At 66.0% G+C, this 11815-nt stretch carries 11 protein-coding genes; 10 read left to right on the top strand and 1 reads right to left on the bottom strand.

The genetic code is table 11. The annotated features are described in order from the left end of the window. The first annotated feature begins 333 nt into the window (after positions 1-333). The 7 genes from E5554_RS13690 to E5554_RS13660 are packed head-to-tail and all read left to right on the top strand — an operon-like array spanning position 334 to position 8176. Positions 334-1515, top strand: a complete 1182-nt coding sequence (locus E5554_RS13690) for an acyl-CoA dehydrogenase family protein (RefSeq protein WP_136187118.1) — start codon at positions 334-336, stop codon at positions 1513-1515. 46 nt (positions 1516-1561) lie between these two features. Continuing rightward, the gene (locus E5554_RS13685) at positions 1562-2713 is read left to right on the top strand and encodes an acyl-CoA dehydrogenase family protein (RefSeq protein WP_136187117.1); all 1152 of its coding nucleotides are present in this window, start codon (positions 1562-1564) and stop codon (positions 2711-2713) included. Between the two features lie 7 nt (positions 2714-2720). After that, on the top strand, positions 2721-3740 hold the full coding sequence (locus tag E5554_RS13680; protein ID WP_136187116.1) for an NADP-dependent oxidoreductase: 1020 nt from the start codon (positions 2721-2723) through the stop codon (positions 3738-3740). 9 nt (positions 3741-3749) lie between these two features. Next, a complete protein-coding gene (locus tag E5554_RS13675) occupies positions 3750-4958 on the top strand; it encodes a CoA transferase (RefSeq protein WP_136187115.1) in 1209 nt (402 codons plus the stop codon). Further along, entirely contained in the window at positions 4955-5779 is an 825-nt protein-coding gene (locus E5554_RS13670; RefSeq protein ID WP_136187114.1) for a MaoC family dehydratase N-terminal domain-containing protein, read from the top strand. Before E5554_RS13675 ends, E5554_RS13670 begins: the two co-directional genes overlap by 4 nt. 13 nt (positions 5780-5792) lie before the next feature. Next, positions 5793-6947: an acyl-CoA dehydrogenase family protein gene (locus tag E5554_RS13665; RefSeq protein WP_136187113.1), complete on the top strand. Its 1155-nt coding sequence runs from the start codon at positions 5793-5795 to the stop codon at positions 6945-6947. A gap of 29 nt (positions 6948-6976) precedes the next feature. Next, positions 6977-8176, top strand: a complete 1200-nt coding sequence (locus E5554_RS13660) for an acetyl-CoA C-acetyltransferase (protein ID WP_136187112.1) — start codon at positions 6977-6979, stop codon at positions 8174-8176. Between the two features lie 67 nt (positions 8177-8243). On the opposite strand, the gene E5554_RS13655 is transcribed toward E5554_RS13660, so the two are convergent. Further along, on the bottom strand, positions 8244-9122 hold the full coding sequence (locus E5554_RS13655; protein WP_247594261.1) for a DMT family transporter: 879 nt from the start codon (positions 9120-9122) through the stop codon (positions 8244-8246). Positions 9123-9247: 125 nt separating this feature from the next. Here E5554_RS13655 and E5554_RS13650 point away from each other — a divergent pair, with 125 nt between their 5' ends. From E5554_RS13650 to E5554_RS13640, 3 genes are all read left to right on the top strand, one after another. Continuing rightward, positions 9248-9634 (top strand): cytochrome c family protein, encoded by a 387-nt coding sequence (locus tag E5554_RS13650; RefSeq protein WP_004212329.1) that lies wholly within the window; start codon positions 9248-9250, stop codon positions 9632-9634. A gap of 141 nt (positions 9635-9775) precedes the next feature. Further along, positions 9776-11029 carry a CaiB/BaiF CoA-transferase family protein gene (locus tag E5554_RS13645; RefSeq protein ID WP_136187110.1) on the top strand — a complete coding sequence of 418 codons (1254 nt, stop codon included), beginning with the start codon at positions 9776-9778 and terminating at the stop codon, positions 11027-11029. Then, positions 11026-11808, top strand: a complete 783-nt coding sequence (locus E5554_RS13640) for an SDR family NAD(P)-dependent oxidoreductase (RefSeq protein ID WP_004212325.1) — start codon at positions 11026-11028, stop codon at positions 11806-11808. Before E5554_RS13645 ends, E5554_RS13640 begins: the two co-directional genes overlap by 4 nt. The last annotated feature ends 7 nt before the right edge of the window (positions 11809-11815 follow it).

Here is an 11815-nt window from a genome sequence, read left to right as displayed (position 1 = left end):
AAGACGGACCGGCCTTATCAATTTTGCATTATGGTATAGTTTATGAACAGGCAACCGGCTGTCAATCGGGCAATCGTCGTTACGATATTTTCCCGCGCGCGGCGCACGGGCCCCACCGCATTTCCACGCTTTTCCGCCACATTACGCAAAATTCGCGATTTCCGTTGCGGATGAAAATTATCCTTGAGTGCAAAATATAACTAGCCACCTGTGCAATATTGACCTAAGGAATCGGACATGGATCGCAAGCGGCCATCCGAAAGCCGCGAGCAGCCCGACGGGTGACACCCGGACGGCGCGTTCGCCTTTCGAGCAGAACAGGGATGTGAGTGGATGGCGGAAATGGAGCCCATCGATAGAGAAGAATTCCGGCAGGAGGCACGCGCCTGGCTGAAGGCGAATTTTCCGCCCTCGCTGACCAATGTGCCCGGCCTGCTCTTCCAGGGCGACGCCCATGCCGCCGCGGCCAATGACGATTATCAGCTCTGGCGCCAGCGCATGACCGACAAGGGATGGGGCGTGCCCACATGGGCGCCGCGCTATGGCGGCGCCGGCCTCACCGAAGCCCATGGCAAGATCATCGGCGAGGAACTGGCCGCGATCGGCGGTTTCAACCCGATCCGCAGCTATGGCACGATGATGCTTGGCCCCACGCTGCTGGAATATGGCGACGAAGCGCAGAAGCTGGAGCATCTGCCCTTCATCGCCAGCCATGAACGGCGCTGGTGCCAGGGCTTTTCCGAACCCGGCGCGGGATCGGACCTGGCCGCGCTCCAGACCAAATGCATCGACTTGGGCGACCACTGGCTGGTCAGCGGGCAGAAGATCTGGACATCGGGCGCCGACCAGGCCGACTGGTGCTTCGTCCTCGTCCGCACCGACACGGAGCGCAAACAGGGCGGCATCAGCTTCCTGCTGGTCGACATGCAATCCGAAGGGATCGAGGCCCGGCCGATCGTCCTCATCAGCGGATCGACCCATTTCTGCGAGGTCTTCTTCAACGATGTGAAGGTGCCCAAGGGCAATCTGGTGGGCGAGGTCAACCAAGGCTGGACCATCGCCAAGCGGCTGCTGCAGTTCGAACGCAACAGCCTGTCGGAGGTGAAGGCCGACATCACGCCCCTCGCCCCGCTGGCCCATGACTATCTGGGCACGGACGCGCTTGGGCGGATCGACAGCCCGGACCTGCGCGCCCGGCTGGTGCGCAATGCGATGCGGCACGAAGCCTATATGGCGACGGTCCGCCGGCTCGCAGCCGAAGCCAAGAATGGCGGCCCCAGCCATGGCGTGTCCGCGCTCAAGAATTTGTGGTCCGGCATCATCCAGGAACGGGCCGAGCTGCTGGTCGAGATCATGGGCGCCGATGGCCTAGGCTGGGCCGGCGATCCCTATAGCGCAGCCGAGAAGGAGGCGACGCGCGCCTGGCTGCACAGCAAGGCCTTCTCCATCTACGGCGGCAGCTACGAGGTGCAGAACAATATCACCGCCAAGCGCACGCTGGGCCTGCCGGGCTGAGCATGGGCGAGGACGAGAGAAAAGACAGGATGCGGGAGGACGCGCCGTGGCGGTGCTGAACGAAGAACAGACGATGCTGAAGGACATGGCGTCGGAATGGGTGCGCGACCGCCTGCCCGTGACCGCGCTGCGCGGCCTGTACGATCATGGCGGCGGCGGCCGCAGCGGATCGGACGGCTATGATGCCGACGCCTGGGCCGAAATGGCGCAGATGGGCTGGTGCGGCATTATCGTGCCGGAAGCCCATGGCGGCGCCGATTTCGGTTATCTGAGCCTTGGCCTGGTGATCGAGGAACTGGGCCGCACGCTGGCCGCCTCACCGCTCATCAGCTCCGCGCTGGTCGCTGCATCCGCGCTGCGCCTCGCGGGAACGCAGAATCAGCAGGCACGCTGGCTACCTGGCATCGCCGACGGATCGCTGATCGGCACGCTGGCGCTCGACGAAGGGCCGCATCATGCACCCGATCACACCGCGTTGGCGGCCACAGCCTCAGGCGATGGCTGGAAGCTGTCAGGCACCAAGCGCCCGGTGCAGGACGGCATGATCGCCGACCTCGCCATCGTCGCCGCGCGCACCAGCGGCGCGCCGGGCGATCGCGATGGCCTGACCCTGTTCCTGGTACCGACCGACAGCGCCGGGCTGGAGCGGCAGGCGCTCGATCAGGTCGACGCCCGTCGCCCGGCCTTCTATCGGCTTGAGGCTGTCAATGTCGCCGACAACGATGTGCTCGGCGAAGTCGGCAAGGCCGCCGACCTGATCGACGCGATCCGCGACCGGGCCGCGATCGGCATCGCCGCCGAAATGCTGGGTAGCGCGACCCAAGCGTTCGACATCACGCTCGATTATCTCAAGACCCGCGTCCAGTTCGGCGCGATCATCGGCTCCTTCCAGGCGCTGCAGCATCGCGCGGCCGAACTGTTCGGCGAACTGCAACTGACGCGATCGGCGGTCGAAACCGCGCTGGCGGCGATCGATGCCGATGATCCGGCGCTCCCCGCCCTCGCCTCGCTTGCCAAGGCGACCGCCGGCGAGACGCTGCACCGCATCTCCTCGCAGATGGTCCAGCTGCATGGCGGCATCGGCATGACCCATGAACATGATGCCGGCCTTTATCTCAAGCGCGCCCGCGTCGCCGAGCAATGCCATGGCAGCACCGCCTGGCACCGCGAGCGCTGGGCGCGGCTCAATGGCTATTGAGGGGCCGATGACCATGCGATCGCGCGAAATACAGTTGAAGCGCCGCCCGGTCGGCGCCCCCGTGGCGGAGGATTTCGCCACCGTCGAACAGGCTCTGCCGCCACCCGGCCCCGGCGAGGTTCAGGTCCGCAATCTCTGGATGGCGGTCGACCCGGCGATGCGCGGACGGATGAGCGACGCCAAAAGCTATGTCCCGCCCTTCGCCCTCGATGCGGCGATGGAGGGACCGGCGATCGGCGAAGTGATCGCCTCCAACGATCCGGCCTTCGCGCCCGGCGACCTGGTCTTTTCCCGGCTTGGCTGGCGCGAGGCGTTCAACGCACCCGGCGCCGCGCTCCAGCATCGCGATCGCCAGGCACTGCCGCCCCAGGCCTATCTCTGCTTCGCCGGCATGACCGGCCTCACCGCCTATGCCGGCCTCATCCGCATTGCGGAGTTGCAGCCGGGCGATACCGTGTTCGTGTCGGCCGCGTCCGGCGCGGTCGGGTCGATCGCCTGCCAGATCGCCCGCAACATGGGGTGCAAGGTGATCGGATCGGCCGGCGGCCCGGACAAGACCGCCTTCCTGCGCGATGTGCTCAAGGTCGACGCCGCGATCGACTACAAGGCGGAGCCGAACCTGACCAAGGCCCTCGCCCGCGAAGTCAAGGCGATCGGCGCCAGCGGCATCGACGTCTATTTCGACAATGTCGGCGGCGATCATCTGCAGGCCGCCCTGTCGCTCGCCAATGATTTCGCGCGCTTCGCCATCTGCGGCATGATCTCGCAATATAATGTCACCGACGCACCGACCGTGCCGCGCAACCTCACCATGCTGATGACCAAGCGCATCCGCATGCAGGGCTATATCGCGCTCGACCATATGGATCTGGAGGCGGAGATGCTGGAGCGCATGACCGCCTGGAACCAGGCCGGTCAGATGGCCTCCGCCGAAACCGTCTATGACGGCATCGACAAGGCGCTCGACGCCTTCTGGGGCTTGTTCTCGGGCGCCAATATCGGCCGCACCATGGTCAGGCTGGGCTAGGGGAATTCCATGTACGACATGCTCAAGGGCCTGCGCGTGGTCGAAGGTGCCGCCTTCATCGCCGGCCCGTCCTGCGGCCTGCACCTGGCGCAGATGGGGGCGGAGGTGATCCGCTTCGACGCCATCGGCGGCGGCCCGGACTATCGCCGCTGGCCGGTCGCACCGTCCGGCGCCAGCCTCTATTGGGAGGGCCTCAACAAGGGCAAGAAATCGATCGCGATCGACCTTGGCCGGCCCGAAGGGCGCGAACTGGCGGTCGCCATCGCCACCGCACCGGGCGACAATGCCGGCCTGTTCCTCACCAATTATCCGGTCAAGGGCTTCCTCAGCCATGAGGCGCTGGCCGCGCGCCGCGCCGACATCATCAGCGTCCGCGTCATGGGCTGGGCCGATGGATCGCCGGCGGTCGATTACACGATCAACGCCGCCGCCGGCGTGCCGATGATGACCGGCCCGGCCGACGATGACCGCCCGGTCAACCATGTCCTGCCGGCCTGGGATCTGCTCGGCGGCGCCTATGCCGCCTTCGCCATGACGTCCGCCCTGTTGCGCCGGCGCGCGACCGGCCAGGGCGCGGAAATCCGCGTGCCCCTGTCGGACCTCGCCGCCTCCACCCTGTCGCATCTCGGCTCCGTGGCCGAAGTGCTGTCGGCCGGCGACCGGCCGCGCATGGGCAATGACCTGTTCGGCGCCTTCGGCCGGGATTTCCTGACCGCCGACGGCAAGCGGCTGATCGTCGTCGCCATCACCCCGCGCCAATGGACCGGCCTTCTCAAGACGCTGGACCTTGGCGAAGCGATCGCCGCGATCGAGGGCGAAACGGGTGCCAACTTCGCCAGGGATGAAGGCGCCCGCTTCACCCACCGCGCCCGGCTTTTCCCGCTGTTCGAAGCCGCCTTCGCCGCGCGCAGCAGCGACACGCTAAAGCCCGCCTTCGACGCGGGCGGCGTCACCTGGGGCGAATATCAGTCGCTGCATCAGGCGGTGACACAGGACGAACGGCTGTTCACCGCCAATCCCCTGTTCGAGACGATCGCCCATCCCAGCGGCCTCACCTACCCCACATCCGGCCCGGCGGGCACGCTGGCCGGCGAGGCGCGCGGTGCCGTCGGTACGGCCCCACGCCTTGGCGAACATAGCGACCAGATATTGAGCGAGCTGCTGGGACTCGACAGCGGCGCGATCGGCCGCCTCCATGACGAAGGACTGGTCGCATGACCCTTTCCCCATCCGATATCGCCCATTGGCAGACATGGGTCGGCAGGACAGAGAGCCGGACCGAAATGCTCGACCGGGAAGCGCTGCGCCGCTTCGCCGCCGCCATCGGCGAACCCCTCGATGTCGAGGCGGTTCAGCCCTCGCTGGCCCATTGGGCCTTTTTCCTGCCGGTGGCCGCCGCCGACCAGATCGGCCCGGACGGCCATCCCAAACGCGGCGGCTTCCTGCCGCCCATCAGCCTGCCGCGCCGTATGTTCGCGGCCGCCGAGATGCAGTTCCATGCGCCCCTGATGCTCGACTGGGAAGCGACCCGCACCTCGACCGTGCTGGACATCGCCCACAAGAGTGGCCGCAGTGGCGAGCTTGTCCTCGTGAAGGTCGGCCACAGCATCGTCCAGGCCGATCGCGAACGGGTGAGCGAGGTGCAGACCATCGTCTATCGCGACACCGGGACACCGACGCCCGCGATCGTCCCCGCCGCCTTTGACGACGTCCCCGATGATGTGAACTGGGCGCCGAAAAGCGTCGACCTGTTCCGCTTCTCGGCCGTCACCTTCAACAGCCATCGCATCCATTATGACCTGCCCTATGCGACCGGCGAGGAGGGCTATCCAGGCCTGGTGATCCACGGCCCCTTCACCGCCGCCAGATTGTTCGGCCATGCCCGGCGCGGTGGCCGCAGCCCGACCCGCTTCACCTTCCGCGCGGTCGCGCCGGTCTTCGCCGGCCAGCCCGTATTGCTGCGCGAGGATGAAGCCGGCCGCTGCCGCGCGATCCGCTGCGACGGCAGCGACGCGATGGTCGCCGACATCGGATATTGAGAGGAGATTTTTCATGGACGCCGAGACGTTCGACCTGTTCCGCACCACCGTCCGTCGCTTCGTCAGCGAAAAGCTGATCCCGGCCGAGGACGCCGTCGAGGAAGCGGATGCGGTTCCCGAGAGCATCATCCAGCAGATGCGCGACATGGGCCTGTTCGGCCTGTCGGTGCCGGAGGAGTTTGGCGGCATCGGCTGCACCATGGCGGAGGAAGCGGCGATCATCCGCGAGATCACCCGCGCGTCGGTCGTCTTCCGCTCGGTCATCGGCACCACCGTCGGCATCGGCAGCCAGGGCATCGTCATGGACGGGACCGAAGAACAGAAACGCGAATGGCTACCCAAATTCGCCACCGGTGAGGCGATCGCCAGTTTCGGCCTGACCGAGCCGGAGGCCGGGTCCGACGCCGGTTCGCTGCGCACCGTCGCCATCCGCGACGGCGACACTTATCGCATCACCGGCACCAAGCGCTTCATCACCAACGCGCCCCGCGCCAGCGTCTTCACCCTGATGGCCCGGACCGAACCGGACGTGAAGGGCGCGGCCGGCATCTCCGCCTTCATCCTGCCCGCCGGCACCCCCGGCATCAGCTTCGGCAAGCCGGACAAGAAAATGGGGCAGAAGGGGTCTATCACCACCGATGTCATTCTGGACGATGTCGTCGTGCCGGCCGCCAACATCATCGGCGGCGTACCCGGTCGCGGCTTCAAGACCGCGATGAAGGTGCTGGATCGCGGCCGCATCCATATCGCCGCCGTCGCGCTCGGCATGTGCCAGCGGCTGATCGACATGGCCCTGCAATATGCGATGGAACGCAAGCAGTTCGGCCAGCGCATCGCCGATTTCCAGCTGGTCCAGGCAATGCTTGCCGACATGAAGGTCGACATGCTGACCACTGAGGCACTGATGCAGTCGGTCGCCGCCAAGTTCGACGCCGGCGAGCCGGTCAGTCTGGAATGCGCCGCGCTCAAATATTACGCCTCCGAAGCCGTCGGCCGCATCGCCGACCGCGCCGTCCAGATCTATGGCGGTGCCGGCTATATGGCCGAATATAAGGTCGAGCGCTTCTATCGCGATGTCCGGCTGCTGCGCATCTATGAGGGCACCAGCCAGATTCAGCAGACCATCATCGCCAAGCAGATGATCCGCCAGGCCGAAGCGGCCGCCTGATCCCTTCTTATTCCCGCAAAGGACATCGCATGCGCAGAGCCGCCATCGTCGCCCCGATCCGTACCGCCGTCGGCAAATATGGCGGTTCTCTGAAATCCTTCAGCGCCGGCGATCTGGGCGCGGTCATCATCAAGGCCTTGATGGAGCGGACCAGGATCGATCCCGAACGGATCGACGATGTCGTCTTCTCCCAGGGCTATGGCAATGGTGAGGCGCCCTGCATCGGTCGCTGGTCGGCGCTGGCCGCCGGCCTGCCCGAGAGCATCCCCGGCGTGCAGCTCGACCGGCGCTGCGGTTCGGGGCTTCAGGCGGTGATCGACGCGGCCATGCGGATCCAGACCGGCGCCGCCGACATCGTCGTCGCCGGCGGGGTCGAGAGCATGTCCAATGTCGAATATTATTCGATGGACCATCGCTGGGGTGCCCGTTCCGGATCGACCCAGTTCCATGACCGCCTGACCCGCGGCCGCGTCATGTCGCAGCCGATCGCCCGCTATGGCATCATCAGCGGCATGATCGAAACGGCGAACAATCTCGCCAAGGATTATGACATCAGCCGCGAAGCCTGCGACGAATATGCCGCGATGAGCCATCAGCGCGCCGCCGCGGCCTGGGCCGCCGGCAAGTTCGACGACGAACTGGTCCCGGTCGCCGTGCCGCAGCGCAAGGGCGATCCGCTGATCTTCGCCATGGATGAGGGCATTCGAGCCGACGCCACGCCGGAATCGCTCGCCCTGTTGAAGCCGATCGAGAAGGACGGCGTGGTCACCGCCGGCAATGCCAGTCAGCAGAATGATGCCGCCGCCGCCTGCCTGGTGGTCGCGGAGGACAAGCTCGATGAACTGGGCCTTGAACCTATGGCCTGGCTGCACAGCTGGGCGGCGGCAGGCTGCGATCCCTCGCGCATGGGCATCGGTCCGGTGCCGGCGGTCGAAAAGTTGTTCGCCCGCAATGGCCTTGGCTGGAACGACATCGATCTGGTGGAACTCAACGAAGCCTTTGCGCCGCAGGTGCTGGCCTGCCTCAAGGGCTGGAACTGGGACGATCGCGACAAGCTCAACGTCAATGGATCGGGCATTTCGCTCGGCCATCCGATCGGCGCGACCGGCGGACGCATCCTCGCCAATCTGCTGCGCGAACTGCAGCGGCGCGACGGCCGCTATGGCCTGGAAACCATGTGCATTGGCGGCGGTCAGGGCCTGGCCGCCATCTTCGAACGGGCGGTCTGACCACCGCCTTTCGGAAGCCCCCTGGGCCGGCGTCGAGGCATGCGACGCCGGCCCATTTTTTTGTTGGTCAGTCGACCGGCCGGCGATCGGGAGAGAAGGCGATGATCGTCACGCCCAGCAGCGCCACGCTCCCACCCGCAATCATGCCGACGGTGATCGGCGTACCGAAATAGAGCGAGGCGAAGACCGTCGACATCACCGGCGACGCCAGCATCAACGGCATGATGGTCGAGATCGGATAGCGCTGCAGCAGCCAGGCGAGCGTCCCCTGCCCCAGCACCGTCGCGCCCAGACAGGAAAAGGCGAACCAGCCGGTCGGCACCCAGCCGACATCGGCCAGCCCCGCGATCGCCGGCCGCTCGAAAATCAGGGCAAAGGGTGCCAGCACCGCCGCGCCCATCAGGCCGTTCCACGCCTGGCCGTTCATCACGCTCACCCCGGTCAGCTTGCGCTGCACCAAGGTCGCGCCGCCCCACACCATCGCCGCGCTGGCCATCACCAGCACCGCAGGCACCTCCGCCAAGATATGCGGATCGAACACCAGCGCCACGACCCCGGCAAAGGCCAGCAGCACGCCGACGATCTTGCGCCGGTTGAGCCGCTCGCCCAGCAGCAGCGCGCCCAGCAGCAGCGAGAAGGGCACGCTCAATTGCCCGGCGATCGCCAGCGCCCCGACATTGGTCGCCATGAACAAAGCCAGGTTCAGCAGCAGCAGGAACAGCCCGCCATTGAGGAAGCCGTAGAGCATCAGCCAGCCCGTCCGCCCCGGCAGCGGACGCAGCGCCGGCGCACAGATCAGGAAGACCGTTCCCATCCGCAGCGCCACCGACAATAGCGGCGCGGTCGCGTCCACCACCACCTTCATCGCGATCACGTTGAGTGCGAACATGATGTTCACCAGCAACGCCAGCGCCATGCCGCCCGACCCGAACCGATGGTTCGCCATGGGTCCGCCATCGGCCATTTCCGCATCCTTCCCGCTTCAACCGCCGTTCAGACTCAGACGGCTATTGGTTTATTTATGCACACTGGTATAGATTTTAGCCAGAGAAGAAGGGAAGAGGAATCAGGATGTCGATGAAGCATGTTTCGCGCGTGATGATGTTCGCTATGGCGGTCGCAGCCACCGGCCCGGCGCTGGCCCAGGCGGGAGACGCGACCAAGGGCAAAGCGGTCTTCGCCCGCTGTGCCGTCTGCCATTCGGTCGATCCGGGCGTGAAGAAGCTCGGCCCTTCACTCTCGGGCGTGTTCGGGCGCACGTCGGGTACCGTCCCCGGCTTCACTTATTCTCCGGCGATGCAGAAGGCCAAGATCCGGTGGGATGCCAAGTCGCTGGACGGCTTCCTTGCCAAGCCCAGCGCCGCCGTCCCCGGCAGCCGCATGGTCTTTGCCGGCCTGCCCAACCCGGCCGATCGCGCCAACCTGCTCGCCTATCTCGCCGGCGCCACCAAGAAATAGCACCAAAAGTATCCCATAGTGCAATAATTCTTGCCCTCCATTCCTGCACCCGCTATCAGAATCATCAACCGATGCAGCAGATAGACAGGGACAGGAGCGGATGGCGATGACAGCGGTCATGACGGACAAGGCGGGCAGCCGATGAGCGGCCGCGCCCTTGAAGGGATCAAGGTTCTCGACCTGTCGCGCGTGCTCGCGGGGCCATGGTCGACCCAGATACTCGCCGACTTCGGTGCCGACGTCATCAAGATCGAACTGCCCGGCCATGGCGACGATACCCGCGCCTGGGGCCCGCCCTTCCTGACCGGCGCCGATGGCCAGCCGGAAATCGGCACCAGCGCCTATTATCTCTCCTGCAATCGCAACAAGCGCTCCGCCGCGATCAATCTGGCGACGCCGCAGGGCGCCGATCTGATCCGCCGGCTGGCGGCGGAAGCCGACATATTGGTCGAGAATTTCAAGGTCGGGGGCCTGCGTAAATACAGCCTCGACTATGCCAGCCTGAAAGCGATCAACCCGCGCCTCGTCTATTGCTCGATCACCGGCTTCGGCCAGACCGGCCCCTATGCCGACCGGGGCGGCTATGATTTCGTTGCCCAGGGCATGGGCGGCTTCATGAGCATCACCGGCGAAGAGGATGGCGGCCCGCTGCGCGCCGGCGTCGCCATGGCTGACCTGTCGACCGGCATGTTCGCGACCGTCTCGATCCTCGCCGCCCTGCGCCATGCCGAACGCACGGGCGAAGGGCAGCAGATCGACGTGTCGCTGCTCGATACCCAGATCGCGATGCTCGCCAATCAGGGGATGAACTGGCTGGTCGGCGGCATCGTGCCCGGACGCCTGGGCAATCGCCATCCCACCGTCGTCCCCTACAAGACATTCGAGGTCGCCGACGGCATGATGATCATCGCGATCGGCAATGATCGCCAGTTCCGCGCCTTCTGCACGGAAATGGGCCATGCGGAACTGGGCACCGATCCGCTCTACGCTACCAGCGCCCAGCGCCTCATCAACCGCGACGCGATCGAGGCGAAGGTGCAGGAGATCGTCCGCCCCTTCGCCCGCGACGACCTGATGGCGCGCTTCGTCGCCGCCGGCGTCCCCGCCGGCCCGGTCAACAGCATCCAGGATGTGTTCGAGGATTCCTTCATCGACGCCCGCCAGACCGTCCATCGCTATCGCCGGGAAGAGGATGGGGTCGAGATACCGACCGTCGCCTATCCCGGCAAACTGTCGGCGACGCCGGCCGATTATCGTCACTGCCCGCCGCGCGTGGGCGAACATAGCCGCGAAATATTGGGGGAATGGCTCGGCCTCGACGACGGCGCGCTCGACGCGCTGACGAGCGACGGCGCGATCGCCCAACGCCCCGTGAAGGAGAGGACACAGGCATGAAGATCGACCAGGGGGTAGCCGCCATCGTCACCGGCGGGGCATCGGGTCTGGGCGAGGCGACGGCCCGCGCCATCGCGGCGCAGGGCGCCAAGGTGGCGCTGTTCGACTTCAACGAGGAAACCGGGACAAAGGTCGCAGCGGACATCGGTGGCACCTTCTGCAAGGTCGATGTCACCGACGAGGCCTCGGTCGATGCCGGCTTTGCCAAGGCACGCGCCGCGCATGGCCAGGAGCGTATCCTGGTCAATTGCGCTGGCACCGGCAATGTCATCAAGACCGCCAGCCGCGACCGCGAGACCGGCGAGATCAAGGCCTTCCCGACCGACCAGTTCGAACGGATCATCCAGATCAACCTGATCGGCACCTTCCGCTGCTGCGCCAAGTCGGCCGCCGGCATGCTGAGCCTCGATCCACTGGAGGACAAGGCACGCGGCGTCATCATCAACACCTCCAGCGCGGCAGCGGTCGACGGCCAGATCGGCCAGGCGGCCTATTCGGCGTCGAAGGGCGGCATCGTCAGCCTGACCCTGCCGATGGCGCGCGACCTGATGGGCGAAGGCATCCGCGTCAACGCGATCCTGCCCGGCATTTTCGACACGCCGCTGATGGCGCGGGCCAGCGACAAGGTGCGCGATGCGCTGTCGGCCACCGTTCCCTTCCCCAAGCGTTTCGGCAAGCCCGAGGAGTTTGCCGCGATGGCGCTGGCGATGATCGAGAATGACTATTGGAACGGCGAATATGTGCGGCTCGACGGTGGCCTGCGCATGCCGCCGCGCTGAGGGAGAA

It is taken from the genome of Sphingobium sp. PAMC28499 (assembly GCF_004795815.1).
Lineage (GTDB): Bacteria > Pseudomonadota > Alphaproteobacteria > Sphingomonadales > Sphingomonadaceae > Sphingobium > Sphingobium yanoikuyae.
Note: the sequence above shows the minus strand (reverse complement) of the source record. Positions and strands in the feature narration are given on the sequence as shown.

Excerpts from the sequence above, each read along its gene's own strand:
- E5554_RS13690 (WP_136187118.1), top strand. The coding sequence starts at position 334 with ATGGCGGAAATGGAGCCCATCGATAGAGAAGAATTCCGGCAGGAGGCA.
- E5554_RS13680 (WP_136187116.1), top strand. The coding sequence starts at position 2,721 with ATGACCATGCGATCGCGCGAAATACAGTTGAAGCGCCGCCCGGTCGGC.
- E5554_RS13675 (WP_136187115.1), top strand. The coding sequence starts at position 3,750 with ATGTACGACATGCTCAAGGGCCTGCGCGTGGTCGAAGGTGCCGCCTTC.
- E5554_RS13670 (WP_136187114.1), top strand. The coding sequence starts at position 4,955 with ATGACCCTTTCCCCATCCGATATCGCCCATTGGCAGACATGGGTCGGC.
- E5554_RS13665 (WP_136187113.1), top strand. The coding sequence starts at position 5,793 with ATGGACGCCGAGACGTTCGACCTGTTCCGCACCACCGTCCGTCGCTTC.
- E5554_RS13660 (WP_136187112.1), top strand. The coding sequence starts at position 6,977 with ATGCGCAGAGCCGCCATCGTCGCCCCGATCCGTACCGCCGTCGGCAAA.
- E5554_RS13655 (WP_247594261.1), bottom strand. The coding sequence starts at position 9,122 with ATGGCGAACCATCGGTTCGGGTCGGGCGGCATGGCGCTGGCGTTGCTG.
- E5554_RS13650 (WP_004212329.1), top strand. The coding sequence starts at position 9,248 with ATGTCGATGAAGCATGTTTCGCGCGTGATGATGTTCGCTATGGCGGTC.
- E5554_RS13645 (WP_136187110.1), top strand. The coding sequence starts at position 9,776 with ATGAGCGGCCGCGCCCTTGAAGGGATCAAGGTTCTCGACCTGTCGCGC.
- E5554_RS13640 (WP_004212325.1), top strand. The coding sequence starts at position 11,026 with ATGAAGATCGACCAGGGGGTAGCCGCCATCGTCACCGGCGGGGCATCG.